The organism is Pseudomonas sp. PLB05, from assembly GCF_021106615.1.
GTDB classification, from domain to species: domain Bacteria; phylum Pseudomonadota; class Gammaproteobacteria; order Pseudomonadales; family Pseudomonadaceae; genus Chryseomonas; species Chryseomonas benzopyrenica.
This window is the reverse complement of sequence record NZ_JAJOHO010000004.1, coordinates 262,775-289,035: the sequence shown is the minus strand read 5'-3', so window position 1 is coordinate 289,035 and position 26,261 is coordinate 262,775. Positions and strand designations below refer to the sequence as shown.

Here is a 26,261-nt window from a genome sequence, read left to right as displayed (position 1 = left end):
GCCGCGATTGGCAATGCTCCATCACAGGAACCGCCGTATCAGCGGACCGCCATTGATGGATCAGACAGCCCCAGGCCAGAACGCGCGGATCGCCGCCACGCCCTGGGCGCCGGCCTGCCAGGCGCCGGCGAGATCGTCATCGCCTAGCCCCCCCAGCAGATAGGCCGGCAGGTTGCAGTCGGCCAGCAGTTGCTGGGCCTTGACCCAGCCCAGGGTCGGGGCGCCGGGGTGGCTGGCGGTGGGCATCACCGGCGACAGGGTGACGAAGTCCACCCCCATCTGCTGGGCCAGGGCCAGTTCTTCGGCGTCGTGGCAGGAGGCCGCCAGCAGGCGCTGTTCCGGAAAGGGCCGCCCATTGGGCGCATAACGACGCAGTTGCTCGGCGGTCAGGTGCCAGCCAGCGGCGGGGAAATCACCCAGCCACTCCAGCGGACCTTTGAGCATCAGCTGGGCGCGGCCGGTGCAGAGCCCCTGGACGTCGCCGGCCAGGTCGCGGTACTGGGGATCGAAGTTGTCCGGCGTGCGCAGCTGGACCAGGCGGATGCCGCTGTCCAGCGCTCGATGCAAGCCGTTGAGCAACTCCGCGGTGCTCAGCTCGCCGGGGGTGATGAGATAGCGGTCTGGCAGCCGCGCCGCCTGGACGATGGGTCGGTTGGCTGCGGGAAAGTCATAGTCGAGCAGCGCGCGCGGGGCGACCCAGGCCAAGGGCTGGCCCTCGGCGCCGTGGGCCTCGCCGGTGAAGGCGTCCACCTGCCAGACGTCCAGCAGCACCGCCTGGTCGGGATAATCGTGGCGGACCTGCAACAGCGGGCGGGCCGCAGTCACCCTGATGCCCAGCTCTTCGGCCAGTTCGCGTTCGAGCGCCACGGCCGGGGCCTCACCGGCCTCGACCTTGCCCCCCGGAAATTCCCAGAGTCCGCCCTGGTGCTTGTGCGCCGGACGCTGGGCGATAAGGATCTGCCCCTGGGGATCGCGGATCACCGCGGCAACCACATGCAGACGAGTCATGCGCTCTGCTCCTCCGTTTCAGCCTCCGCCAACCAGCGCTGGAAGGCCGGCCAGGCGTAGATGGTTTCGACATAGGCGGCCGCCTCGGCCGACAGTTCCACCCCGTAGCTGTGGAAGCGGCTGGCGACCGGGGCATAGAAGGCATCGGCGATGGTCGGCGTACCGAACAGATAAGGGCCCTGCTGGCCATAGCGCTCGCGGCATTCGCGCCACAGGCGCTGGATGCGCTGGATGTCTTCCACCGCCTCGGCGGTGGTCGACTTCAGCCGCTGGCGGCGACGCAGGTCCATGGGCAGCTCGCGGCGCAGGGCCAGGAAGCCACTGTGCATCTCGGCGCACAGCGCCCGGGCATGGGCGCGGGCCAGGGTGTCCGTCGGCCACAGCCCGGCATCGGGATAGGCCTCGGCGAGATACTCGACGATGGCCAGGGAATCCCAGATGGTGCCCTCGGCCAGTTTGAGCACCGGCACCTTGCCGGTCGGTGACTGGGCCTTGAGCAAGGCGCGGCTGTTGGGGGTATAGAGCGGAATCGCCACCTCTTCATAGGGGGCGCCGCTGAGCTCCATGGCCAGCCAGGCGCGTAGCGACCAGGAGGAGAAATTCTTGTTGCCGATCACGAGTTGCAGCTGGGACATGCGGGGATTCCTCGAAACGATGCGGCCCGCAAGGACCGCCGCAGGCGCCCGCCGGAGCGGACGCCCAGGCGTCGGGTAGCCGTCAGGTACGGTACTCGGCGTTGATCTTCACATAGTCGTGGGAGAGGTCGGTGGTCCAGATGGTCTCGCTGTGGCTGCCGCGACCCAGCTCGATGCGGATCTCGATCTCGGCCTGGGCCATGACCCGCGCGCCCTGCTCTTCGGTGTAGGTGGCCGCGCGACCGCCCTGCTGGCAGATCTGCACGCCACCAAGGAAGACGTCGATCAGGCTGACATCCAGTTGGGGCACGCCGGCCCTGCCGACGGCGGCGAGGATGCGGCCCCAGTTGGGATCGGAGGCGAACAGCGCGGTCTTGATCAGCGGCGAGTGAGCGACGGCGTAGCCAACGTCCAGGCACTCCTGGGCATTGCCGCCACCATTGACCTGCACGGTGACGAATTTGGTGGCACCCTCGCCGTCGCGCACGATGGCCTGGGCCAGTTCGGCGAACACTGCGAACACCGCCTCGCGCAGCTGCTCGAAGGCCGCACCGCTGGGCTGGGCGATTTCCGCCATGGCCGCCTGGCCGGTGGCAACCAGCATGCAGCAGTCGTTGGTGGAGGTGTCGCCGTCAATGGTGATGCGGTTGAAGGAGCGATTGGCGGCATCGGCCAGCAGGTCCTGCAGCAGGCCCCGGGCGACCTTGGCGTCGGTAGCTACGTAGCCCAGCATGGTCGCCATGTTCGGCTTGATCATGCCGGCGCCCTTGCTGATACCGGTCACGGTGACGGTGGTGCCGTCCACCTGGAACTGGCGGCTGGCGCCCTTGGGCAGGGTGTCGGTGGTCATGATGCCGGTGGCGGCGGCGGCCCAGTTGTCTTCGGCCAGGTCGGCCAGGGCGGCCGGCAGCGCAGCTTCGATCTTTTCCACCGGCAACGGCTCGCCGATCACGCCGGTGGAGAACGGCAGCACCGCTTCCTCGCCGACGCTGGCCAGAGTCGCCAGGGTCTTGGTGGTGCGCTCGGCCGCGGCCAGGCCCGGCTGGCCGGTACCGGCGTTGGCATTGCCGGTGTTGGTCAGCAGATAGCGGACGGGGCCAGCGAAGCGCTGGCGGGCGATGATGACCGGCGCCGCGCAGAAGGCGTTCAGGGTAAAGACCCCGGCCACGCTGGAGCCTTCGGCACAGCGCATCACCACCACATCCTTGCGCCCGGGACGCTTGATGCCGGCAGAGGCGATACCGAGTTCGAAACCGGGAACCGGGTGCAGCGTGGAGAGCGGACCGAGACCGACAGCCATGGGAAAACTCCAGTGAAAGAAAAGGAAACGCCGCGAGCGGAAAACCGGTCGCGGCGTGGAAATCAGCCTTCCAGCGCCCGCCTCGCCCAGCCTGGGCAAGGGGCGCAGACAGCCTAGCGGGTGGAGTTTACAACCTGTCGGCGGCTATGCCGACCGGTTGCCGTCGCCGCGGCTGCCTGGGCAGGTCTCAGTCGAGCTTGCCGTGGCACTGCTTGTACTTCTTGCCGGAACCGCAGGGGCACGGCTCGTTGCGACCGATCTTCTGGTCGTTGCGCTGGGGCTGCAAGGGCACCACGGTGTCCTCGCCCTGCTCGTCCTCGAGCACCTCGGGGTCGACCAGCGAAGGCGCCTCGGCGTGCTGGAACTGCATACGCTCGGCCAGGGCCTCGGCCTCGCGGCGCATGCGCTCCTCTTCCTCGACCGGATCCTCGCGGCGCACCTGGACGTGGGACAGCACGCGAATGGTGTCGCGCTTGATGCTTTCCAACAGCTCCTGGAACAGGGTGAAGGACTCGCGCTTGTATTCCTGCTTAGGGTTCTTCTGGGCGTAGCCGCGCAGATGGATACCGTGGCGCAGGTGGTCCATGGTGGTGAGGTGGTCCTTCCAGAGGTCGTCGACCACCCGCAGCAGCATCTGCTTCTCGAAGTTGCGCAGGGCTTCGCGACCGGCCATGTCTTCCTTTTCCATGTAGGCCGCTTCGAGCTGCTCGAGGATCTTCACCCGCAGGGTGTCCTCGTACAGCTTGTCGTCTTCGTCCAGCCACTGGCCGATGGGCAGCTGCAGGCCGAAGACGCTGTAGAGCTCGGCCTCCAGGCCGGGGATATCCCACTGCTCGGGCAGCGATTGCGGCGGGATGTGCTCGTTGATCACCTGGGTCAGGGTTTCCTCGCGGAAGCCCTTGATGGTGTCGCCGACATCTTCGTTGGCCAGCAGGGTGTCGCGCATGTGATAGATCACCTTGCGCTGCTCGTTGGCCACGTCATCGTATTCCAGCAGCTGCTTGCGGATGTCGAAATTGCGGCCTTCGACCTTGCGCTGGGCCTTTTCGATGGCGTTGGTGACCATGCGGTGCTCGATGGCCTCGCCGCCCTGCATGCCCAGGGCCTTCATGAAGTTCTTCACCCGGTCGGAGGCGAAGATGCGCATCAGGCTGTCTTCCAGCGACAGATAGAAACGGCTGGAGCCCGGGTCGCCCTGGCGACCGGCACGGCCACGCAGCTGATTGTCGATCCGGCGGGATTCGTGGCGCTCGGAGGCGATCACGTGCAAGCCGCCGGCGTCGATGACCTGTTTATGACGCGCCTGCCAGGCGGCCTTGATCGCGGCGATCTGCTCCTCGGTGGGATTCTCCAAGGCCGCGACTTCGACTTCCCAGTTGCCGCCGAGCAGGATGTCGGTACCGCGACCGGCCATGTTGGTGGCGATGGTCACGGCGCCCGGACGACCGGCCTGGGCGATGATCTCAGCTTCCCGCTCGTGGTACTTGGCGTTGAGCACCTTGTGCTCGATGCCGGCCTGGGTCAGCAGCTGGTCGACGTACTCGGAGCTCTCGATGGAGGCGGTACCCACCAGCACCGGACGGCCTTCGGCCTGACACTGCTTCACGTCCTCGATGATCGCCTGGTACTTCTCGGCCTGGGTCAGGTAGACCAGGTCGTTGAAGTCCTTACGGGCGACCTCGCGGTGGGTCGGGATCACCAGCACGTCGAGGTTGTAGATCTGGCGGAACTCGAAGGCCTCGGTGTCGGCGGTACCAGTCATGCCACCGAGCTTGTTGTAGAGGCGGAAGTAGTTCTGGAAGGTGGTCGAGGCCAGGGTCTGGCTCTCGGGCTGGATCGGCAGTCCTTCCTTGGCCTCGATGGCCTGGTGCAGGCCTTCGGAAAGACGGCGACCCGGCATGGTCCGGCCGGTGTGCTCGTCGATCAGCAGTACCTGGTCCTGCTGGACGATGTACTCGACGTTGCGATGGAACAGGGTATGGGCGCGCAGGCCGGCGAACACGTGGGTCAGCAGGCCCAGGTTGTGCGCCGAATAGAGGCTCTCGCCCTCGGCCAGCAGGCCGACTTCGGTGAGCATCTCCTCGATGTACTGGTGACCCAGCTCGGTGATCTCCACCTGGCGGGTCTTTTCATCGATGGTGTAGTGGCCGACCTGGGTCGGATTGCCTTCCTCTTCCTCGATGTGCTGCTGCAGACGCGGGATCAGCAGGTTGATCTTCTGGTAGAGCTCGGAGCTGTCTTCGGCCTGGCCGGAGATGATCAGCGGGGTCCGGGCTTCGTCGATGAGGATGGAGTCCACTTCGTCAACCACCGCGAAGTTCAGCTCGCGCTGGTACTTCTCGGCCATGCTGAAGGCCATGTTGTCGCGCAGATAGTCGAAGCCGAATTCGTTGTTGGTGCCGTAGGTGATGTCCGAGGCGTAGGCGGCGCGTTTCTCTTCCGGCGGCTGGAACGGCAGGATGATGCCCACCGACAGGCCGAGGAACTCGTAAAGCGGACGCATCCAGTTGGCGTCACGGCGGGCCAGGTAGTCGTTCACCGTGACCACGTGGACGCCCTTGCCGGACAGCGCGTTGAGGTAGACCGGCAGAGTGCCCACCAGGGTCTTGCCCTCGCCGGTACGCATCTCGGCGATCTTGCCTTCGTGCAGCGCGGCGCCGCCGATCAGCTGAACGTCGAAGTGACGCATGCCCATGACGCGCTTGCCCGCCTCGCGGACCACCGCGAAGGCTTCCGGCATCAGGGCATCGAGGGACTCGCCCTTGGCCACACGCTGCTTGAATTCCTCGGTCTTGGCGCGCAGTTGCTCGTCGCTCAGGGAGGCAATCTGGGATTCCAACGCATTGGTGGCCACCACGACCTTGCCTAGGCGTTTGACATCTCGTTCGTTCTTGCTTCCAAAGAATTTCTTCAACAAAGGCGCAAACATATCGACTGGAATTCTTCCGCTGGAATGAGGGGAGCGAAACGGGCGGCAAGGCCTCTGCAGAGCCTGGCCAGACGCCTGGGCGCGGGGGTTGAAACCCGCGGTGTCCCGCAATGGTAATCGGGCATTCTACTCGGAAATGCCGATGAGGAAAGAACGACGGGCCCCTGGCCGCCAGGACGCCAGAGCGATCTGTTACCATCGGCGTCCTCTCTTCGCCCATCGCGAGTCCTGCGCATGGCCTTTCGTCCGCTCAACGCCGTCGCTCCCGCTGCCCTGCTGCGCCAGGCCAAACCGCTCAAGGCGCTGTTTCGCGAGGCCGAGCGACTGGGTCGGCTGCAACAACTGTTGGAAGAGCAGCTGCAACCCGCTGCCCGCCCCCATTGTCGGGTGGCCAGCTGGCGCGAGGGCACGCTGCTGCTAGTGGTCAACGACGCCCACTGGGCGACGCGGCTGCGCTATCAACAGCGCCGTCTGCTCCGGCTGCTGCAACAGGCGCCGGAGTTCGTTGGCCTGACGCGTCTGCAGTTCAAGATGCAGCCGAGTCCCGGCGTCGCCAGCCGCGCCCGGCCGGTGCGCCAGGTCAGCCAGGTGGGCGCCGACAGCCTGCGTGAAGTCGCGGCCGGGATCCGCGACCCCAAGCTCAAGGCCGCCCTGGAGCGGCTGGCCAGTCGCACCGGCCAGGTCGCGGACTAGGCCTCAGGCCTTGGCCACCGCCCGCTCGAAGGCGGCGCGGATGCGGTCTTCCGGCAGGTCCATGCCGATCAGCACCACACGACTTTCACGCTCTTCGCCTGGGAGCCAATCGCGCTCCCAGTCGGCGGCATAGATCTGCTGCACGCCCTGGAACAGCAGGCGGCGGTCCTCGCCGGCGATATTCAGCAGACCCTTGTAGCGCAGCAGGTCACAGCCGAGGGTATCGAGCAGCATCTCCATCACGCTGCTGATCTTGGCCTGGTCGAAGGGCCGGGACTCGCGGATGGCGATGGACTGGATGCGCTCGGTGAGGCTGACCGCTTCCGACACAGGCCGCAGCGGGCGGAACAGCGTCGGTGGCGCCAGGTCTTCGTCGTGCAGATTGAAGCCGCGGATGTCCAGCAACTCCGCCAGCTCGATGCGGCCGTGGTCGACATGGCGAATCGGCGCGCGACGATTGATGCGTTGCAGGCGATTCTCCAGCGCCTCGATGGTCGCCGGTTCGGCCAGGTCGAGCTTGGTCAGCAGCAGGCGATCGGCGAAACCGATCTGCGCCTGCAGCAGCGGATCGCTCAGCTGCTCGCTGGCGTGGACGGCGTCCACCAGGGTCAGCACTCCATCGAGCAGATAACGCTCGCGCAGGAGGTCGTCGGTAAAGAAGGTCTGGGCCACCGGACCGGGATCGGCCAGGCCCGTGCACTCCACCACCAGACGCTCGAAATCCAGCTCGCCGCTGTCCAGCCGCTCCAGCAGCACGGTCAGGGCATAGGCCAGGTCCTTGCTGCCGGTGCAGCAGACGCAGCCGTTGGCCACCTTCATCAGTTGCACGGCACCGGCGTCTTCGAGCAATTCGCCGTCGACGTCGAGGGCGCTGAATTCGTTTTCGATCACGGCGATCTTGAGACCGTGCTCGGCTTGCAGGATGTGCTTGAGCAGGGTGGTCTTGCCGGCGCCGAGAAAGCCGGTCAGGACGGTGACGGGGATGGGTTCACGCATGGAAAACTCCAGACAGAAAGAGGCCGGGCTTGGAGCCCGGCCTTAGAACCTGCTCACGATCTCGCGAGCTAGAGACAAACAAGGCGAAAATGGCTGAGGAAGCGGAGTTTACGAGTGGTAATGAGCATTCCGAAGGCATTTTCAACGCCGTTTGGCCGACGCGCAGCAGATCGTGAACAGGTTCTTAGGGTGATCCTGGGTCAGCAGCAGCGGATGGCGCCCGACTTGCCGCCACCGTAACGCGCCTCCTGGCGCTCACGGAAGAAGGCTTCGTAGCTCATCACCGGCTGGTCCGGGTGCTTGCCGCGCATGTGCTCGACATAGGTGTCGTAGTCGGGCATGCCCACCAGCATCTTGGCGGCCTGCCCGAGGTATTTGCCCATGCGACCCAGGTCATTGAACATGAAGATTCTCCTTTAGGCGCCCGCTACCGGCTGGAAGGGGGTCTCGCGATCGGTCCGCTCGGGCTTGGCCAGGGCGGCGCGACCGACCTTGATGGAAAAGAACAGGATGCTCATCACCACCACCAGGAACAGCACCGACAGGGTGGCGTTGGTGTAGGCGTTGAAGACGATGTGCTGCATCTGTTCCATGCTCTTGGCCGGAGCGATCACCTGCCCCTGGGCCATGGCGGTGCTGTACTTCTTGGCCAGGGCCAGGAAGCCGACCGCCGGATTCGAATCGAACAGCTTGATCAGGCTGGCGGTGGTGGTGCAGATCAGCAGCCAGACGGCCGGCACCAGGGTGACCCAGACATAGCGCTGGCGCTTCATCTTGATCAGCACCACCGAACCCAGCATCAGGGCGATACCGGCGAGCATCTGGTTGGAGATACCGAACAGCGGCCAGAGGGTGTTGATGCCGCCCAGCGGATCGACCACGCCCTGATACAGCAGCCAGCCCCAGAGGGCGACGCAACCGGCGGTGCCGATGACGTTGGCGGTCCAGGAGTCGGTCTTCTTCAGCGCCGGCACGAAGCTGCCCAGCAGGTCCTGCAGCATGAAGCGTCCGGCGCGGGTACCGGCGTCCACCGCGGTGAGGATGAACAGCGCCTCGAACAGGATGGCGAAGTGGTACCAGAAGGCCATGGTGTTCTCGCCCGGCAGCACGTTGTGCATGATCTGGGCGATGCCCACCGCCAGGGTGGGAGCACCACCGGCACGGGCCAGGATGGTGTGCTCACCGATCTCGGTGGCGGTGGCCTGCAGCATCTCGGGCGTCACCACGAAGCCCCAGGTGCTGATCTTGGCGGCCACCGACACCACGTCGGCGCCGACCACGGCGGCCGGGCTGTTCATGGCGAAGTAGACGCCCGGCTCGATCACCGAGGCGGCGACCATGGCCATGATGGCGACAAAGGACTCCATCAGCATGGCGCCGTAACCGATGTAGCGGGCATGGGTTTCCTTGGCGATCAGCTTGGGCGTGGTGCCCGAGCTGATCAGCGCATGGAAGCCGGACACCGCGCCACAGGCGATGGTAATGAACAGGAAGGGGAACAGGGTGCCCTTCCAGACCGGACCGGTGCCGTCGACGAACTGGGTCAGGGCCGGCATCTTGAGCATCGGCATGGTCACCAGGATGCCGATGGCCAGGGCGATGATGGTGCCGATCTTGAGGAAGGTGGACAGGTAGTCACGCGGAGCCAGCACCAGCCAGACCGGCAGCACGGCGGCGACGAAGCCGTAGCCGATCAGCATCCAGGTGATCTGTACGCCGGTGAAGGTGAAGGCCGGACCCCAGACCGGATCGGCGGCGACCAGGCCGCCCACCCAGATGGACGCCAGCAGCAGCACCACCCCGATCAGCGAGATCTCGCCGATGCGACCGGGGCGGATGTATCTCATGTAGACGCCCATGAACATGGCGATCGGCAGGGTGGCGATCACCGTGAACATGCCCCAGGGGCTCTCGGCCAGGGCCTTGACCACGATCAGCGCCAGCACTGCGAGGATGATGATCATGATCAGGAAGCAGCCGAACAGGGCGATGGTGCCAGGGATGCGTCCCATTTCCTCGCGCACCATGTCGCCCAGGGAGCGACCGTTGCGGCGGGTGGAGAGGAACAGGATCATGAAGTCCTGCACCGCGCCGGCGAAGACCACCCCGGCGATCAGCCAGAGGGTGCCGGGCAGATAGCCCATCTGGGCGGCGAGCACGGGACCGACCAGCGGACCGGCACCGGCGATGGCGGCGAAGTGGTGGCCGAAGAGGATGTGCTTGTTGGTGGGGACGTAGTCCAGGCCGTCGTTGTTGAGCACGGCGGGCGTGGCCCGTCTGGCGTCGAGGCCCATCACCTTGGTGGCGATGAACAGGCTGTAGTAGCGGTAGGCAACGAGGTAGATCGCCACGGCGGCGACCACAATCCAGAGGGCGTTGATCGCTTCGCCTCGACTCAGCGCCACGGTACCCAGCGCGAAGGCGCCCAGTACGGCAACGGCGAACCAGGCTAGATGGCTGGCCATTCGGGTCATGCTTGTTCTCCTGCCGCGCATCTGTGACCGCGGCGATACTTGTTATTGTGAGAGCCCACAGCGGAGCCATATTACTATCGGCGGCTCGACGCGACAGCGAAATTCGCAGAACTACCCAAGGCCCGCTACGTAGTTCTACGTAGTGGCCAGTCCGGACAGGTGCCGATGCAACTCAAATACAAGATGGTCGCCCTCGGCCTCCTGCCGCTCCTGCTGGCGGTGGCAGCGGTCTGCCTGGTGGTGTTGGAACAGAGCCAGCGCCTGGGCGAGCAGCAGGCGCGCCTGCTCGAACACAGCATCCTCGGCAGCAAGAAGACCGAGTTGCGCAACTATGTGGAGATGGGCGTCAGTGCCATCCAGCCCCTGTATGGCAGCGGCCGCGACGACGACGAAACCCGGGCCAGGGTACTGGCGCTGCTGGCCAGTCTGAATTTCGGCAGCGACGGCTACTTCTTCGTCTACGACCAGCATGGCCGCAATCTCATGCATCCACGCCAGCCCGAATTGGTCGGGCGCGACCTCTGGCAACTGACCGACGGCAACGGCCTGCTGGTGATCCAGGCGCTGCTCAAGAGCGCCCGCGAAGGCGACGGCTTCCAGCGCTATGGCTGGCAGAAGCCTTCCAGTGGGCAGATGGCGGAAAAGCTGGCCTACGTGACCCAGCTAGAACGTTGGGGTTGGGTGCTGGGCACCGGCCTCTATCTGGATGACGTGGACGCCGCCCTCGCCCAAGTGCGCCACGACGTGGCCGCCGGCATCCGCACGACCCTGTTGGCCAGCGCCGGGGTGGCCCTGGTGGCGGTGCTGCTGGTATTCGCCGGCGGACTGACGCTCAACGTCAGCGAACATCGCCTGGCCGATCGCAAGCTCAAGCAGCTGACCCAGAGGCTCATCACCTCCCAGGAAGAGGAACGCTCCCGACTGTCACGGGAATTGCACGACGGCATCAGCCAGTTGCTGGTGTCCATCAAATTCCAGTTCGAGCTGGCCAGCCGCGAGCTCGGCGCGAGCAAGCCCAGCGCCGGCGAGACCCTGCGCGAAGGCACCCAGCGCCTGGCGGCGGCCATCGGCGAGATCCGTCGCATCTCCCACGACCTGCACCCTTCGCTGCTGGATACCCTCGGCCTGCCTGCCGCCCTGGGCCAGCTGGTGGAGGAGTTCCGCCAGCGCAGCGGCCTGAACGTGGACTATCGGCAGACCCTCGACGACAGTCCCGCCGGCGGCGACATGGACGTCGCCCTGTTCCGTATCGTCCAGGAGGCCCTGACCAACATCGAACGCCATGCCGCGGCCCAGCGGGTGGTCATCGACCTGCAGCGGCGCGGGCGCTGGATCTACCTGACCGTGCACGATGATGGCCGCGGCTTCGATACCGGCCAGGTGGAGCGCCTCAGCGGCGGCATCGGCCTGCGTAACATCCGCGAGCGGGTGGAGCTGTTCGGCGGTCGTTGCGCCATCCAGTCCGGGCCCGGCGGCACGACCCTGGACGTGGTTCTGCTACGCTCGGACCTCCCGGCCGACGAGGAAAGCCCGACATGACGCCCATCCGCATCCTCCTGGTCGACGACCATGCCCTGGTCCGCGCCGGCGTGCGAGCGTTGCTGGGCACCATCGAGCGCTTCGCGGTGGTCGGCGAGGCCGGCAGCGGCGCGGAAGCCCTCGACCTGCTGGCGCGTCTCGATCCGGACATCCTGCTGGTGGACATCGGCCTCAAGGACATCAACGGCCTGGAGCTGACTGCCCTGATCGCCGAACGCGCACCCCGTGCCCGGGTGTTGATCCTGAGCATGTACGACAATCGCGAATACGTCAGTACCTCGCTGCGGGTGGGCGCAGCGGGCTATGTACTCAAGGATGCACCCTCGGAGGAAATCATCGCCGCGGTGGAAGCCCTGGCGGTCGGCGGACGCTTCTACAGCAGCGCCATCGCGGCCCGCCTGGGTGAAGGGGGGACCCACGAAGGGGAACTCACCCCCCGGGAACGCCAGGTGCTGTTGCTCATGGCCCAGGGCCTCAACAACAAGACCATGGCGCAGCAGCTGGGGCTCAGCGTGCGGACGGTGGAGACCCATCGCCTGAGCATCCGCCGCAAGCTGGACATCCAGAAGCCGGCCGATCTGGTCCGCCATGCGCGCGAGTACGGCTGGCGCCCCGAAGGTGCGTCCAACGTCTGACCAGCAGGCCGCTGCTCGCGCCCAGGCGACCAATGAGCCCTCTCCTTCTGGCCCCGCCGGTCGCCGCCGGCTACCCTTCCAGGAGTAGTCGATACGAGACGGCCCCGGTCGTCTACAGTGATCAGGAAAACTCAGGAAGACCTTCCATGAACGACACCAACGAGCGTCGCCGCTTTACCCGTTTCACCTTCGATGCCCCTGCGCAGTTGCACCAGGGTGAGCGCCAGTGGGCGGCGCCCGTGGACGACATCTCGCTCAAGGGCGTGCTGCTGGCCCGACCTGCCGATTGGTCGAATCAGTCACGCGCGGCCTATGAGTTGCGCATCCGGCTCAATGACGAGACCCAGGTGACCATGGGCGTGGAGCTGGTACGGGAAACCCCGGAGCAACTGGCCTTTGCCTGTCGCCAGATCGACCTGGATTCCATCAGCCACCTGCGCCGGCTGGTGGAACTGAACCTCGGCGACGAGACCCTGCTGGAGCGCGAGTTGGCAGCGTTGGGTACGCCCTGAGCGAGGTCTTGCCAAGGTGGGTCGAGCCATCGCGAAGTCTACGATGCGCGAATTCGACCCTGGCTGTTGGGCTTCGACGGTGGAGCCGTCTCAACCCAACCTACTGCATCGATAGCCTCGTAGGTTGGGTTGAGCGAAAGCGAAGCCCAACGGCGCGCGAGTTCAACCCTGGCTGTTGGGCTTCGACGGTGGAGCCGTCTCAACCCAACCTACGGCATTGGTAGCCTCGTAGGTTGGGTTGAGCGAAAGCGAAGCCCAACGGTGCTTAGAACTCCAGATGCAAGCCCACCACCAGCCGGGCGTCGTGGGTGTCTTCGCCCTCTTCGCGCGCCATGGCGGCGGTGTTGCCGTGGGTGGCGTTCCAGGACACCCCGACATAGGGCGCCACCTCCGGGGTCACCTGATATCTCAGGCGCAGCCCGGCTTCGCTTTCGGCGAAGCCGGCGCCCTGGCCGCGGGCCTCGTCGTTGCGACCGTAGAAATTGAGCTCGGTGTGGGGCTGCAGGATCAGCCGCTGGGTCAGGGCCCAGTCGTATTCGGCCTCCAGACGCAGGGCGGTCTGATTGTTCTCGCCAAGGAAAGCGGTGATCTCGATGTCGAGATCCTCGGGATCGTGCTCCTGGATCCCCAGGGCGGCCCAGGTCTGCGGCGAGCCGGGTTTGAAATCCTGGCGAATGCCGGCCACGCTGCCCCAGCCCTTGGCCAGCGCGTGCCCCCAGAGGGCCTGCACCTCGGCCTGCTCGGTGTGGCCATTGGTGCGTTCGCCCTGGCTGCGGAAATCCAGCCGATTGGCGCCACCGCCAAGGGCCCAGCCTTCCAGATCCCAGTTGAAGACACTGCCCTCGTCGGCGTGCTGCCATTCCAGCTGATCCACCTCCAGGCTGGCCGGGGCGGAACTGCTGGGATCGGCGGCCTGCACCAGGGTGCTGATAGCAAAGCTGGCAAAGAGTACGGAAAGCGGGAGCAGACGAGACATGGCGGGTATCCAGGGTCATGGAAGCGCCTGATAGACCACCCTGCCCCACCGAGAGTTTTAAAAAATATTACAAAGGCCGCGCCAGGCTATTCGAACAGTGCATCCAGTGCCTGCTCCAATCGAGTCACGGCCACCACCTGCAGACCGGGCGGCGGATCCTTGGGCGCGTTACCCTTGGGCACGATGGCGCGCTTGAAGCCGTGCTTGGCCGCTTCCTTGAGACGCTCCTGGCCACTGGGTACCGGACGGATTTCGCCGGACAGGCCGATCTCGCCGAACACCAGCAGATCGTGCGGCAGGGCGCGGTCCCTCAGGCTGGAGATCACCGCCGACATCAGCGCCAGGTCCACCGCCGTCTCCAGCACCTTGACCCCGCCGACCACGTTGATGAAGACGTCCTGGTCGTAGGTGGGGATGCTGCCGTGACGGTGCAGCACCGCCAGCAGCATGGCCAGGCGATTCTGGTCCAGGCCCACGGTGACCCGGCGCGGGTTGGCCAGGTGACTGGTGTCCACCAGCGCCTGCACCTCCACCAGCATGGGCCGCGAACCCTCCCAGGTCGCCATGACCACACTGCCGGCCACCGCCTCCTGGGCACGATTGAGAAAGATCGCCGAAGGGTTGGAAACCTCCTTGAGGCCTTTATCGGTCATGCCGAACACGCCCAGCTCGTTGACCGCGCCAAAGCGATTCTTCACCGCTCTGAGCATGCGCAGACGGCCGTCCGATTCGCCCTCGAAATAGAGCACGGTGTCGACCATGTGCTCCAGCACCCGTGGTCCGGCCAGGGCGCCTTCCTTGGTGACGTGGCCGACCAGAAAGATGGCGGTACCGGTCTGCTTGGCGAAACGTACCAGCAGGGCCGCGCTCTCGCGCACCTGGGCCACGCCACCTGGGGCGGATTGCAGTTGCTCGGTGAAGATGGTCTGGATGGAGTCGATCACCATGACCCGCGGCTTTTCCTGGCGGGCGGTGGCGACGATGGTCTCGATGCAGGTCTCGGTCATGACCTTGAGCTTGTCTTCCGGCAGACCCAGGCGCCGGGCGCGCATGGCCACCTGTTGCTGGGATTCCTCTCCGGTGACATAGAGCGCTGGCATGCGCGCGGCCAGATGACAGAGGGTCTGCAGCAGGATGGTGGACTTGCCGATGCCGGGATCACCGCCGATCAGCACCACGGAGCCATCCACCAGGCCGCCACCCAGCACCCGGTCGAGTTCGGTGGAATCGGTGGTGAAGCGCGGGGTTTCCTCGACGCTGACCTCGGCCAGGGTCTTGATGGTCGCCTGCGCCCCGGCCCAGCCAGCGCGCCCGGAGGGTACGGCGGAGGTCTCGACGACGGTTTCCACCAGGGTGTTCCAGGCACCGCACTCGCCGCACTGACCCGCCCACTTGGGAAAGGTGGCGCCGCATTCGGTGCAGCCGTAGAGACGCTTGGCCTTGGCCATGGCGGAATTCTCCAGTCGAGAAAGGAAGGTTCCCAGCATATCACGACTGGATGCATAGACAGTAAAAAGGCGCGATCCCGGGGGAGCGCGCCTCTCTCAAAAGCGGGCTTGAGCCTTAGTTACCCTCGCCACCCGGCTGACGCAGCATGGTCAGGGCCTGGTTGGCCTGGGCGATGCACTTCTTCTCATCGCCGGCCTTCTGGGCGGCCATGGCGTTCTTGCGGAAGTCGGCGATCTGCTGGGCCTGGGAGCTGCCCGGGCCGATCATGTTGGTCTTCATCTTGCTGGCGTCATCCAGTTTCTGCAGCTGCACCGCGCACAGATCCTTGGCGAACACGGGGGCGGTGGCGAACATCATCAGGGCGATCAGGGCGGTACGCTTCATGGGGACATCCTCATTGGGGAGGGCCAGGTAGGCCGGATAAACCTCGCTCACCCCACGAAACTCGTCTGGGGTAACCCATTGACCGTCAGGCATCGTTGGTCGTTCAGCGCGCCATCATCGGCGTTTACCCTCGGGCCAGCCGCTCTGGGACTAGTGCTTGAGCGTCGAAATCATCGCCGCATCGCCACGCATCCAGACCGGCAACGCCTGTTGCCAACGCTCCTGTTCGAGCAGTTGCAGGTCGGCCAAAAGTCGGCTGTATTCGGCGAATTCCTGTTGGACGCGACGGCGTTGCGCGTCCACGGCCGCTTCAGTGATCCACAGGTGCCACTGCTGGTACATCGCCACTTCGTCGGTCATCGGCTCCTCTCCTGGGAGGCCATGATGGCAACGCCGGCGGCCCTTGCCAATCGCACTAAGGTGGGGCTCGACCCTGCAGATCGAGCCCGATACGGCTAGGACGGGTATTTCAGCTGCTGAGCGATTTTGTCCTTGAGCAGGACACGCTCGCGGCGCAGGCGCCCCAGTTCCTCGTCGCCGCTGGACTCTTCCACTTCTTCCAGATCGAGGATCTGCTGATCGAGCTTCGCGTAGTCTTCCAACAGCTTGGCGAAGGCCGCATCGGTCTGGGGACGGCTGTCCAGCTGCTCGGCGTATTCGGGAAAGTCTTTGTGCAGGTCGTGTTTGGCAACCATCGGAGGCTCCTTGGGGTGAGAGATAGAGGTCGCGAGGGCCGCAGCTCTCGTCGTACAACGGTGGACCCGGTCCTTTCGACAAAGTGCGACAGCCACGACCAGCTGCCGATTCGCTGACGATTTGACGCTGGCGGGGAACCTAGAGACCGTCAGCAAGGTTCCAAACCCGAGCGAAGCGAGCACAATCGTCTATCGTCTCTTCGAAACCATCCAAAGGAGTGCAGCATGAGCATCATTGCCGAGTTCAAGAAATTCGCCATGAGAGGCAACGTGGTCGACCTGGCGGTCGGCATCATCCTGGGCGCGGCTTTCGGCAAGATCGTGTCGTCCTTTGTAGCCGACATCATCACACCGCCGCTGGGGTTGCTGCTGGGGGGCGTGGATTTCTCCCAGCTGGCCATCACCCTGAGGGCTGCCATAGGTGACCAACCGGCCGTGGTCATGTCCTACGGCAAGTTCCTGCAGACCATCTTCGACTTCGTGATCATCGCCTTCGCCATCTTCATGGCGATCAAGGTTCTCAACCGCCTGCGCCTGCACCAGGATGCCGCGCCCTCTGGCCCGACCAAGGACCAGGTGCTGCTGACCGAGATCCGCGACCTGCTGAAAGAGCAGAACAGCCAGGCGACCGCGGCCCCTGTCGTCAAACAGGAACCGCCGATCACCCCGCAGTAGAAACCTGCTGGATCCCGCCTCGCTAGGAGGCGGGTCGCTCCAGGCGGATCCAGCCGATCCGTCGATCCTTGACCGATTCCACCGTCAGCTGCCAGCCCTGGTATTCCAGGCGATCACCAGCCACCGGCAGGCGGCCCAGCAGGTCCACCACCAGACCGCCCAGGGTCTGGTAGTCATCGTTTTCCGTGATCTGGAAACCGGTGCGCTGGGCCAGGGGATGCAGATTCAGACCGCCGCTGGCGCGATAGCCGTTCTCCACCCTTTCCAGCTCCGGCAGGCTCTCCTCGCTGGCATCCGGCAGTTCGCCGGCAATGGCCTCGAGGATGTCGGTCAGGGTCAGCAAGCCTTCGAAGCCACCGAATTCGTTGACCACGAAGGCCACGTGGGTGGAGGCCGCGCGCAGTTGTTCCAAGGCGCCCAGCACCGTGGCCTGGGCCGGCAGGTGGATGGGGGTGCGCACCCGGGCGCGCAGGTCCGGCGACTGGCCCTGGAGGATGTCGGCGAACAGCTCCTTCTTGTGGACATAGCCCAGGGGTTCGTCGATGTTGCCATTGACCACCAACGGCAACCGCGAGTGAGCCGAGGCCAGCAGTTGCTCGTGCAGTCGTTCCGGCGGAGCGTCGGCATCGAGGATGTCGACGTCGGCGCGGGCGGTCATCACCGTACGCACCGGGCGTTCGCCCAATTGCAGCACGCCACTGATCATCAGGCGCTCACGGCGATCGAAGACCGGGCCTTCGCCCTTCTCGCCTTCCATCAGTTCGGCGATGTCCTCGTCCACCTCGTCTTCGCGCAAACGACCACCCAGCAGGCGCAACACGGCCTGGGAGGTCCGCGCACGCATGCCGAGCCGCTCGTGCATCTGCCGCTTGCGCTTCCAGCGCACCACCTGGTTGGCCAGCTCGATAAGGATCGAGAAGCCGATGGCGGCGTACAGATAGCCCTTGGGAATGTGGAAGCCCAGGCCTTCGGCGGTCAGGCTCAGACCGATCATCATCAGGAAGCCCAGACACAGCATGATCACCGTGGGGTGGGCGTTGACGAAGGCGGTCAGCGGCTTGCTCGCCACCAGCATCAGACCGATGGAGATGATCACGGCGATCATCATCACGCTCAGGTGCTCGACCATGCCCACGGCGGTGATGACGGCGTCCAGCGAGAACACGGCGTCGAGCACCACGATCTGCGCCACCACCGGCCAGAAGGCGGCGTAGGTCCGGCTGCCACCAGTCTTGTGGGTATGGCCCTCGATGCGTTCGTGCAGCTCGGTGGTGGCCTTGAACAGCAGGAAGATACCGCCGAACAGCATGATGAGGTCACGACCGGAGAAGGCCTTGCCGAAGACCTCGAACAGCGGTTCGGTGAGGGTCACCATCCAGGAGATGCTGGCCAGCAGGCCCAGACGCATGATCAACGCCAGCGACAGGCCGATGACCCGTGCCTTGTCACGCTGCGCCGGAGGCAGCTTGTCAGCGAGGATGGCGATGAAGACGAGGTTGTCGATGCCCAGGACGATTTCCAGGACGATCAGGGTCAGCAGCCCCAACCAGGCGGTAGGATCGGAGATCCATTCCATTAGCGGTATGCCTCCGCAAGAGAGGGCCGGACGGCCACGGAGGAAAGACAACGGGAGGGGGTGTTGGCCGCACCTGGCCAGGAGGCCGGGGGCGGCTCGGATCTGTCACTGCTCATCGGAACTCGAAAGGTAGCCTTGGAAATTCCGATCCTAGAGCAAGGCGGGGCCCAAGCTAAAGGCCCAACCTTTTCCAATTGTGAAGAAAACGTAAAGACGCCCGGACAACCTTCCGGTTACCAGTAGTTTTCCACCGCCACCTGGCCGGGTCGGCGACTCAGGGCGAGCTGCAGATCGCGGGTCTTGAGCAGCTGGCGGGTGTCGTCGACCATCTCGGGATTGCCGCAGATGAGGATCCGCGAGTGCTCGGGCGACAGCGTGACGCCGGCGGCGCGTTCCAGCTCGCCGTTCTCGATCAGGGTGGTGATGCGGCCACGCAGCGCACCGGGATGGTCTTCGCGGGTCACCACAGGCACATAGACCAGGCGGTCGGTAAGGCCTTCGAGGTGTTCCACCTGGCCGTAGCCGTTGATGACGTCCTGGTAGGCCAGGTCGCGGGCCTCGCGCACGCTGTAGACCAGCACGATGCGCTCGAAGCGCTCCCAGGTATCGGGCTCCTGCAGCATGGACAGGAAGGGTGCCAGGCCCGTGCCGGTGGCCAGCAGCCAGAGATCCCGACCGCCGCCGAAGCGCTCCAGGGTGAGATAGCCATAGGGCTGCTTTTCCACCAGCAGCTCGTCGCCCTCGCACAGGCGGCTCAGCTCGCTGGTGAAGGCGCCGCCAGGCACCACGATGGAAAAGAATTCGAGGAATTCATCGTGAGGTGCCGAGACCATGGAATAGGCGCGCCAGACGATGTCGCCATCGGCCTTGCGCACGCCCAGCCGGGCGAATTGGCCGGCGCGAAAGCGATAGCGCGGGTCGCGGGTGGTCCTCAGGCTGAAGAGGTTGTCGCTCCAGGGCCAGACGGCGGTGATCGTCTCGCGGGTGAACTTGTCTTCGGTGGCGGTCATACTGGCCTCTTTTTCCCGATTGCTTAGAGCCATTGTCCCGCACTGGGCCGCCGATAAACACCGACAGAAACCATGCCTTCTCTCGTCTCGCCCTTCGCCACCCTCGAACTCGACCGTCAGCCACCGCGCCGCGACGATCCCCTGCAGGCCTTCGACGCCGCCGACGAGTACCTCCTGCAGCAGGTCGCCGAGCACGGCCTGGCCCCCGCCACCCGGGTGCTGGTGCTCAACGACGCCTTTGGCGCCCTGGCCGTGAGCCTGGCCGGCCATGCCCAGGTGACCTCCAGTGGCGATTCGCACCTGGCGGCCCTGGCCCTGGCGGCGAATCTGGCACGCAATGGCCTCGCCGCCGATGCGGTCACCTTCGTCCCGGCCAGCAAGGCGACGGGTGGGCCCTTCGATCTGGTGCTGATACGGGTGCCCAAGACCCTGGCCCTGCTGGAAGAACAGCTGATCCGCCTGCACGGCCAGTTGGCTCCGGACGCTCAGGTGATCGCCGGCGGCATGCTCAAGCATCTGCCCCGCGCCGCTGGCGACCTGCTGGAGCGGCACATTGGCCCGGTACAGGCTTCCCTGGCGGTGAAGAAAGCCCGACTGCTATCTGCCACGCCCGCGTCGCGGCCGGCGGTGGCCTCGCCCTACCCGAGTCGTTATCGCCTGGATGCACCGCCGCTGACTCTGGTCAACCATGCCAATGTCTTCTGCCGCGAGGGTCTGGACATCGGTACCCGCGCCTTCCTGCCGCACCTGCCCCAGGGTCTGGGCCAGGCCCGGGTAGCCGATCTCGGTTGCGGCAACGGCGTGCTGGCCCTGGCCTGTGCCCTGGTCAATCCGGAGGCGCAATTCACCCTGGTGGACGAGTCCTACATGGCGGTGCAGTCGGCGCAAGAGAACTGGACCGCGGCCTTCGGCGATCGACCGGTGGCGATCCGCGCCGCCGACGGCCTGGCCGAGCAGCCGCCGCGGTCGCTGGACCTGATCCTCTGCAATCCACCCTTCCACCAGCAACAGGTGGTGGGCGACTTCCTCGCCTGGCGCATGTTCCAGCAGGCCCGTGCGGCCTTGAGCGAAAAGGGCGAACTCTGGCTGGTGGGCAATCGCCACCTGGGTTACCACGTCAAGCTCAGGCGCCTGTTCAAGCGCGTCGAACAGATCGCGGCCACGCCGAAATTCGTGATACTCAAGGCGGTCCAACCCCTCTGACATAAATCCGGAGAAGAGAGCCGCCCGCGTGCCATCCCTGCCCTTCGATCTCCACTACATCGCCCTGGTGCTCGAACTGATCGGCATCAGCGCGGCGATCCACGCCATCATCACGGTGCGTACCGCCCAGGGCGCCATGGCCTGGGCCATGGCGCTGGTGTTCATGCCCTTGCTCAGCCTGATTCCCTATCTGGTATTCGGCCGGCGCCGCTTCGACAGCTATGTGAAGGCACGGCGCCAGGCCGACGAGGAGATGGCGCGCCAGGCCGCCGAGCTGGACTGGCGGCCCTGGATCGCCGAGGCCATGGCCGCCCAGCAGTGCAGCGCGGCCAACCGCAAGCTCAAGGCCATGACCGCCCTCACCGGCACCCCCTGCGTCGCCAACAACCAGGTGCGGCTGCTGATCAACGGCGAGGAAACCTTCGCCGCCATCCTCACGGCCATCCGCGGGGCGCAGAAGGTGGTGCTGGTGCAGTTCTTCATCATCCACGACGACGCCCTAGGTCTGGCCTTGCAGAACACCCTGCTCGACCGCGCCCGCGCTGGAGTCCAGGTCTTTCTGCTGTACGACGCCATCGGCAGCCATGCCCTGCCGCGCGCCTATGTGGAAACGCTGCGCGAGGCCGGTTGCGAGGTGAAGGGCTTCAGCAACCGCCGCGGACTGATCAACCGATTCCAGGTCAACTTCCGCAACCACCGCAAGATCGTGATCGTGGATGGCGAGGTGGGCTTCACCGGCGGGCTCAACGTCGGCGACGAATACATGGGCCTCAAGCCGCCCCTGGCGCCCTGGCGCGATACCCATCTGGAACTGCGCGGCCCGGCCCTGGCCACCCTGCAGGAGACCTTTGCCCAGGACTGGTACTGGGTGACCCGGCGGCTGCCCACCCTGCTGCTGCCGGAACGCTACGAGGACGGTGGGGTGCTCTGTCAGGTGGTGCCCAGCGGCCCGGCGGACGACCAGGAGACCTGCTCGCTGTTCTTCGTCGAGGCTATCCATTCGGCGCGCCATCGGGTCTGGATCACCACGCCCTATTTCATTCCCGACGAAGCCGTCTCGGCGGCCCTGCGCCTGGCCGCCCTGCGCGGGGTCGACGTGCGCATCCTCCTGCCCTCGCGACCGGACCACAAGGTGGTCTATGCCGCCTCCTACCTCTATGCCTTCGAGGCGGTGCACGCCGGGGTGCGGGTGTTCCGCTACGGTCCGGGCTTCCTGCACCAGAAGGTGGTGCTGATCGACGAGGACGTGGCCGCGGTGGGCAGCGCCAACCTGGACAACCGCTCCTTCCGCCTTAACTTCGAGGTCATGGTGATGGTGATGGACGTCCCCTTCGCCTGGGAGGTGCGCAAGATGCTGGAGCAGGACTTCAGTCGCTCCCGCGAACTCACCCCCGAGGACAACGCCGCCCTGCGCCGCTGGCGGCGGGTGGCCATGCGCGTGGCGCGGGTGTTTTCGCCGGTGCTCTAAAACCCGGAACCCGCTCTGCGACGGCCCGGTCCGATGCCCCATGGCGCCTCACCCGGAGCGCCCCGCGCCCCCGGAGTCGCCCGCCATGCCATTCTTTTCGCCGCTGCGTTGCGTCTGCCTGCTGGCGGGCGGTCTGGCCCTGGAGGCCACCGCCGCGCCACGCAGCGTGCCGTCCATCGAGAGCGAAGACGCCGCCCTGGGTAGCGTGGAGGTCAGCGAAACGTCCGGGCGGTTCCATCCGCAACTGGGCGTGGACGTGCGCAACGGTGACTTTTCCCGTGGCAACTACGATGACGATGCGGCCAGCCTCGATCGCATCCCGCTGCACGTCCAGGCGGGTTTCGCCCTGGATCTGCATCAGGGGGTCGACGGCAGCGCCGATGCCTGGCTGGTGTTCAGCAGCAGCAATGGCTTGCACAGCCCGTCCAGCGATGAACGGGTCAGCCCGCGGCGCTGGTACGAGAGCAACAACCTGCTCGGGCTGGTGGTGTCGCCAGCCGAGGGCCTGAAGGTCGGCTTCGTCTACACGGTCAAGAGCAGCCCCAACGACGTCGCCGCCACCACGCAAGAGGCCAGCCTGACCCTGGCCTATCAGGCCGATACGGGCCTGGGCGCCTGGCGCCCGGGGCTGGCGGCGACCACCCGCACCCAGGGCGACAGCGGTCTCTATACCCAGGGCAGCCTGGAGCCGGGGTTGGATCTCACCCCAGGCGGTCTGCGCCTGAGTTTCCCCAGTGCCCTGGGGGTGGGCTGGAACGGCTTCTACGGACCGGATTCCGGCGACCGCCTCTATGCCCGCACCGGCCTGGCGCTGGAGCAACCGTTCCGCTGGGGCGACACCCGCTGGAGCGCTCGGGCCGAGGCCCTGGCGCTCTACCGCGACGGTGCCCTGCGCGAGTTGAGCGGTCCGGAGGGCGAGACCGACGGCGTGGTGCCCCAGGTGACCCTCAGCCTGTCCATGGCCTACTAGCCCAACGGCGCGACCCCAAGGCCCTCGACCAGACTTTCGAGGGCGCGCAGGCCGGCCACCGAGTTGCCATAGCTGTCCAGCCGCGGCGACCAGACACAGATGCTCATCTGCCCCGGAACGATGGCGACGATGCCGCCCCCGACCCCGCTCTTGCCCGGCAGGCCGACGCGCCAGGCGAAGTCGCCCGCGGCATCGTAGAGGCCGCAGGTCAGCAGCAAGGCATTGAGCTGACGCGTCTGCTGGGGGGTCACCACCGCCTGACCATCCTGGGGATTGACCCCACCGTTGGCCAGGAAGGCAAAGGCCCTGGCCACGTCGCTGCAGCTCATGGCCAGGGCGCAGCCATGGAAATAGACGTCGAGGACGTCGTTCACCTCGCTGTGGAGATTGCCGTAGGCCTTCATCAGATAGGCCAGGGCGGCGTTGCGCGCCTTATGGTCCATTTCCGAACGGGCTACCCGGTCGTCGAAGTTGATGGCCGGATTGCCCGCCAGGCGCCGCGCCTGTTCGCGCATCATCCAGTGGATGGACATGATGCGTGACACCAGCAGTTCGCAGACCAGCACGGCGCCGGCATTGATGAAGGGATTGCGCGGCACGCCCTTCTCTTCTTCCAGCTGGGCCATGGAATTGAAGGCATGACCGGACGGCTCGCGGCCGACGCGGGTCCAGATGTCCGGCTCGTCCAGGCGCTGCATGGCGATCACCAGGTTGAGCACCTTGGAAATCGACTGGATGGAAAACGCCGTATCGGCCGCACCTGCGCGCCAGACCTTACCGTTGATGTCACAGACGGCGATGCCGAACTGATCCGGCGCCACCTCGGCCAGGGCCGGGATGTAGTCGGCCACTTCACCTTCGCCGAAGTGGCGCGGCGCGGCGGCGGCGATACGGTCGAGCAACGGCTGCAGCTGATGGCGATCGAAGGGCTCTGGCATGGCGAATCCAAGGCGGGCGGGGGCGCCAAGTGTAGGGGCCCTGGCGGCCTCAGGCGAGCCCCGCGGGCGCCTGCAGGGGCAGGCGGATCTCGAACCGCGCACCGCCCCGCGTACCGGCGCTCAGGCCCAGGCGGCCAGCCTGGTTTTCCACCGCGCGACGGCTGATGGCCAGGCCCAGGCCGAAGCCGCCGGTGGCACGGTCACGGCTGCGATCCAGGCGGTAGAAGGGCTCGAAGACTCGCTCGCGCTCGGCCTCGGGGATGCCTTCGCCATCGTCTTCCACCGCGATCAGCAACGTCTCGCCGTCACAGCGGACCGTTACCCAGACCTCACGCTGGCAATAGCGCAGCGCATTGCCGACAAGATTCTGCAGGGCGCGGGCCGTGAGCCGCGGAGCCAGCTCGACCCGCATGGGCGCCTGCGCCATGTCCAGGTGCACCTCGACGCCGCGACGCTCCTGCTCCTCGGCGAAGTCGGCCAGCACGCTGTCGAGAAAGGCTTCGAGATCCAGGCCCAGGCGTTCGGGCGGCTGCTGACTGCTCTGCAGCCGGGCGAAGGACAGCAGTTCGTCGACCAGGGCATCCAGTTCGCGGACGTGGCGGACCAGTTGCTCCAGCTGCCGCTGGGTCTCGACGGGTAGCGGATCGGCCTGCAGCAGCGCCAGGCCGAATTCCAGGCGCGACAAGGGCGTGCGCAATTCGTGGGAGACGGCGTTGAGCAGGTCGCGCTGCTGGACGATCAGCGCCTCCAGCTCCTGAGCCATGTCATCGAAGGCCCGCGCCAGCTCGCCGACATCCGAGCGCGGCGAGATGGCCGTACGCTCGCCCAGATGGCCCTTGCCCAGTCGTGCCGCGGTGCGCCGCAGCCGTTCCAGGTCGCGCCAGTGCGGACGTAGCCAGACATAGAGACAGATCAGCAGGGCCGCGCCGATCAGGGCGTTCATCGCCCAGTAGGTCAGGGCGATGTCGGTGGGCGCCTCGGGGATGCCAATCCACAGCACCTGATCTGCCGGCAGCGGCACCAGGGCCGCACTGGGTTCGCCATAGTCACCCAGGCGTACCCGTCGCTGGCCGGCAGCGAGGTCTGCGCGCTCCTCCAGACTGAGGGCCTGATCGTCGCGCGGGACCAGGCGCAGGCTGATGGGCGCCAGCTCCGCGGCCAGTTCGTCCTGTAGCGCCGGCCAGCGCTCCGGCGGCGTGGTGGTGAAGGCGCGCTGAACCAGGCTGAGCGGACCGTGCAACTGCTCCAGGGTATAGCGGCTGTAACGCTCGTCGAACACCTTGAGCAGCGCCTCGGGTACCAGGTAGCTGGCGGCGCCGTAGGTCACCAGCAGGATGAGGTAGAGGCGGACGAGGATCTTGAGCATCTATTCCCACTCGGCGCGAGACAGCAGATAACCCTTGCCCCAAACGGTCTTGATCCGTCGCGCTTCGCCGGGATGCTCCTCGAAACGGCGGCGCAGCTTGGAGATGGCCACGTCCACCGAGCGGTCGACACCATTGAATTCGATGCCGCGCAGCTGCTGGATCAGCTGGTCGCGGCTGAGCACCTCGCCGGCATGGCGCATGAGGATCGCCAGTAGGTTGAATTCGGTGGACGACAGCTCCACCAGCTGGTCCCGCCACCAGACCTGGCGCTCACCCGGCAGCAGCCGCAACTGGCCGATGGTCAGGCGATCATCGGTGGCCACCTCGCCCAGCTGGCAGCGGCGCAGCAGGGTGCGGATGCGCGCCAGCAGCACCCGCGGCTCGCAGGGCTTGCTGACGTAGTCGTCAGCACCGATCTCCAGCCCTAGCACCTGGTCGTGGCTGTCGTCCAGGGCGGTGAGCATCAGGATCGGCAGGCCCGGCTGGGCGGCGCGCAGCTGGCGGCAGACCTGCAGGCCATCCAGCCCCGGCAGCATGACATCGAGCACCACCAGCTGCGGGCGCAGTCGCTGCACCGCGGCCAGGGCCTCGTCGCCGCGGCCGATCACGGTCACGGCATAGCCCTGGCGACCCAGATAGGTGGCGATGAGGTCGGCCAGGGCGGCGTCGTCTTCGACGATGAGCAAGGGGATCACGGCAGCTCTTCATGGCGGCAAAGCCCGAGCATAGCCGAGCGCAGCACCGGCGGGCGCAGGCCTTAACACTCTTTCACAAGAGACCTACAGACGTTTACAGGGCGGCTTGCGCGAGGCGCCTACCATGATGCTCT

Annotated in this window: 25 protein-coding genes; 8 read left to right on the top strand and 17 right to left on the bottom strand. The window is 66.0% G+C overall.

What is annotated here, in order from left to right; genetic code table 11:
• Positions 1-60: 60 nt before the first annotated feature.
• From LRS53_RS19170 to secA, 4 genes are all read right to left on the bottom strand, one after another.
• The gene (locus tag LRS53_RS19170; RefSeq protein ID WP_231356970.1) at positions 61-1,008 is read right to left on the bottom strand and encodes a Nudix family hydrolase; all 948 of its coding nucleotides are present in this window, start codon (positions 1,006-1,008) and stop codon (positions 61-63) included.
• Positions 1,005-1,643, bottom strand: coding sequence for a glutathione S-transferase family protein (locus LRS53_RS19165; protein ID WP_231356969.1), 639 nt, complete (start codon positions 1,641-1,643; stop codon positions 1,005-1,007). Before LRS53_RS19165 ends, LRS53_RS19170 begins: the two co-directional genes overlap by 4 nt.
• An 82-nt stretch (positions 1,644-1,725) precedes the next feature.
• Complete coding sequence (gene argJ / locus LRS53_RS19160) at positions 1,726-2,943, bottom strand: bifunctional glutamate N-acetyltransferase/amino-acid acetyltransferase ArgJ (protein WP_160924040.1); 1,218 nt, start codon at positions 2,941-2,943, stop codon at positions 1,726-1,728.
• 187 nt (positions 2,944-3,130) lie between these two features.
• Positions 3,131-5,872 carry a preprotein translocase subunit SecA gene (gene secA / locus LRS53_RS19155; RefSeq protein WP_231356968.1) on the bottom strand — a complete coding sequence of 914 codons (2,742 nt, stop codon included), beginning with the start codon at positions 5,870-5,872 and terminating at the stop codon, positions 3,131-3,133.
• A gap of 234 nt (positions 5,873-6,106) precedes the next feature.
• Here secA and LRS53_RS19150 point away from each other — a divergent pair, with 234 nt between their 5' ends.
• Positions 6,107-6,565 carry a DciA family protein gene (locus LRS53_RS19150; RefSeq protein WP_231356967.1) on the top strand — a complete coding sequence of 153 codons (459 nt, stop codon included), beginning with the start codon at positions 6,107-6,109 and terminating at the stop codon, positions 6,563-6,565.
• Between the two features lie 3 nt (positions 6,566-6,568).
• On the opposite strand, the gene yjiA is transcribed toward LRS53_RS19150, so the two are convergent.
• From yjiA to LRS53_RS19135, 3 genes are all read right to left on the bottom strand, one after another.
• The gene (gene yjiA / locus LRS53_RS19145; protein WP_231356966.1) at positions 6,569-7,561 is read right to left on the bottom strand and encodes a GTPase; all 993 of its coding nucleotides are present in this window, start codon (positions 7,559-7,561) and stop codon (positions 6,569-6,571) included.
• Positions 7,562-7,761: 200 nt separating this feature from the next.
• On the bottom strand, positions 7,762-7,965 hold the full coding sequence (locus LRS53_RS19140; RefSeq protein ID WP_007162682.1) for a YbdD/YjiX family protein: 204 nt from the start codon (positions 7,963-7,965) through the stop codon (positions 7,762-7,764).
• Positions 7,966-7,977: 12 nt separating this feature from the next.
• Positions 7,978-10,035: a carbon starvation CstA family protein gene (locus tag LRS53_RS19135; protein ID WP_026083612.1), complete on the bottom strand. Its 2,058-nt coding sequence runs from the start codon at positions 10,033-10,035 to the stop codon at positions 7,978-7,980.
• 165 nt (positions 10,036-10,200) lie between these two features.
• On the opposite strand from LRS53_RS19135, the gene LRS53_RS19130 reads away from it, so the two are divergent.
• The 3 genes from LRS53_RS19130 (at position 10,201) to LRS53_RS19120 (ending at position 12,721) form a co-directional block, all read left to right on the top strand.
• Positions 10,201-11,574: a cache domain-containing protein gene (locus LRS53_RS19130; protein WP_231356965.1), complete on the top strand. Its 1,374-nt coding sequence runs from the start codon at positions 10,201-10,203 to the stop codon at positions 11,572-11,574.
• Complete coding sequence (locus LRS53_RS19125; protein ID WP_064307514.1) at positions 11,571-12,209, top strand: response regulator; 639 nt, start codon at positions 11,571-11,573, stop codon at positions 12,207-12,209. Before LRS53_RS19130 ends, LRS53_RS19125 begins: the two co-directional genes overlap by 4 nt.
• A 146-nt stretch (positions 12,210-12,355) precedes the next feature.
• On the top strand, positions 12,356-12,721 hold the full coding sequence (locus LRS53_RS19120) for a PilZ domain-containing protein (protein WP_064307513.1): 366 nt from the start codon (positions 12,356-12,358) through the stop codon (positions 12,719-12,721).
• Between the two features lie 265 nt (positions 12,722-12,986).
• Here the strand turns inward: LRS53_RS19120 and LRS53_RS19115 are convergent, their stop codons facing one another.
• The 5 genes from LRS53_RS19115 to LRS53_RS19095 all read right to left on the bottom strand — a co-directional run bounded on the left by LRS53_RS19115 (position 12,987) and on the right by LRS53_RS19095 (position 16,225).
• Positions 12,987-13,697, bottom strand: a complete 711-nt coding sequence (locus LRS53_RS19115; RefSeq protein WP_017639096.1) for a copper resistance protein B — start codon at positions 13,695-13,697, stop codon at positions 12,987-12,989.
• Positions 13,698-13,783: 86 nt separating this feature from the next.
• Positions 13,784-15,145 (bottom strand): DNA repair protein RadA, encoded by a 1,362-nt coding sequence (radA, locus tag LRS53_RS19110; protein WP_017639095.1) that lies wholly within the window; start codon positions 15,143-15,145, stop codon positions 13,784-13,786.
• A 115-nt stretch (positions 15,146-15,260) separates the two neighbouring features.
• Entirely contained in the window at positions 15,261-15,530 is a 270-nt protein-coding gene (locus LRS53_RS19105) for a hypothetical protein (protein WP_017639094.1), read from the bottom strand.
• Between the two features lie 150 nt (positions 15,531-15,680).
• Positions 15,681-15,890 carry a hypothetical protein gene (locus LRS53_RS19100; RefSeq protein ID WP_017639093.1) on the bottom strand — a complete coding sequence of 70 codons (210 nt, stop codon included), beginning with the start codon at positions 15,888-15,890 and terminating at the stop codon, positions 15,681-15,683.
• A gap of 95 nt (positions 15,891-15,985) precedes the next feature.
• A complete protein-coding gene (locus LRS53_RS19095; protein ID WP_007162691.1) occupies positions 15,986-16,225 on the bottom strand; it encodes a YdcH family protein in 240 nt (79 codons plus the stop codon).
• A 225-nt stretch (positions 16,226-16,450) separates the two neighbouring features.
• On the opposite strand from LRS53_RS19095, the gene mscL reads away from it, so the two are divergent.
• Positions 16,451-16,900: a large-conductance mechanosensitive channel protein MscL gene (gene mscL, locus LRS53_RS19090; RefSeq protein WP_017639092.1), complete on the top strand. Its 450-nt coding sequence runs from the start codon at positions 16,451-16,453 to the stop codon at positions 16,898-16,900.
• A 22-nt stretch (positions 16,901-16,922) separates the two neighbouring features.
• Here mscL and LRS53_RS19085 read toward each other — a convergent pair whose 3' ends face one another.
• The gene (locus tag LRS53_RS19085; protein ID WP_017639091.1) at positions 16,923-18,476 is read right to left on the bottom strand and encodes a TerC family protein; all 1,554 of its coding nucleotides are present in this window, start codon (positions 18,474-18,476) and stop codon (positions 16,923-16,925) included.
• 233 nt (positions 18,477-18,709) lie between these two features.
• The gene (locus tag LRS53_RS19080) at positions 18,710-19,486 is read right to left on the bottom strand and encodes a ferredoxin--NADP reductase (protein ID WP_231356964.1); all 777 of its coding nucleotides are present in this window, start codon (positions 19,484-19,486) and stop codon (positions 18,710-18,712) included.
• A gap of 72 nt (positions 19,487-19,558) precedes the next feature.
• On the opposite strand from LRS53_RS19080, the gene LRS53_RS19075 reads away from it, so the two are divergent.
• From LRS53_RS19075 to LRS53_RS19065, 3 genes are all read left to right on the top strand, one after another.
• Entirely contained in the window at positions 19,559-20,689 is a 1,131-nt protein-coding gene (locus LRS53_RS19075) for a methyltransferase (protein ID WP_231356963.1), read from the top strand.
• Between the two features lie 28 nt (positions 20,690-20,717).
• Complete coding sequence (cls, locus tag LRS53_RS19070) at positions 20,718-22,157, top strand: cardiolipin synthase (RefSeq protein WP_231356962.1); 1,440 nt, start codon at positions 20,718-20,720, stop codon at positions 22,155-22,157.
• 85 nt (positions 22,158-22,242) lie between these two features.
• On the top strand, positions 22,243-23,127 hold the full coding sequence (locus LRS53_RS19065; protein ID WP_231356961.1) for a hypothetical protein: 885 nt from the start codon (positions 22,243-22,245) through the stop codon (positions 23,125-23,127).
• Here the strand turns inward: LRS53_RS19065 and glsB are convergent.
• From glsB to LRS53_RS19050, 3 genes are all read right to left on the bottom strand, one after another.
• Positions 23,124-24,038 (bottom strand): glutaminase B, encoded by a 915-nt coding sequence (gene glsB, locus LRS53_RS19060; protein WP_218186729.1) that lies wholly within the window; start codon positions 24,036-24,038, stop codon positions 23,124-23,126. The genes LRS53_RS19065 and glsB overlap by 4 nt on opposite strands.
• 76 nt (positions 24,039-24,114) lie before the next feature.
• The gene (locus tag LRS53_RS19055) at positions 24,115-25,431 is read right to left on the bottom strand and encodes an ATP-binding protein (RefSeq protein ID WP_231356959.1); all 1,317 of its coding nucleotides are present in this window, start codon (positions 25,429-25,431) and stop codon (positions 24,115-24,117) included.
• Positions 25,432-26,127: a response regulator gene (locus LRS53_RS19050; RefSeq protein ID WP_414205751.1), complete on the bottom strand. Its 696-nt coding sequence runs from the start codon at positions 26,125-26,127 to the stop codon at positions 25,432-25,434.
• Between the last annotated feature and the right edge of the window lie 134 nt (positions 26,128-26,261).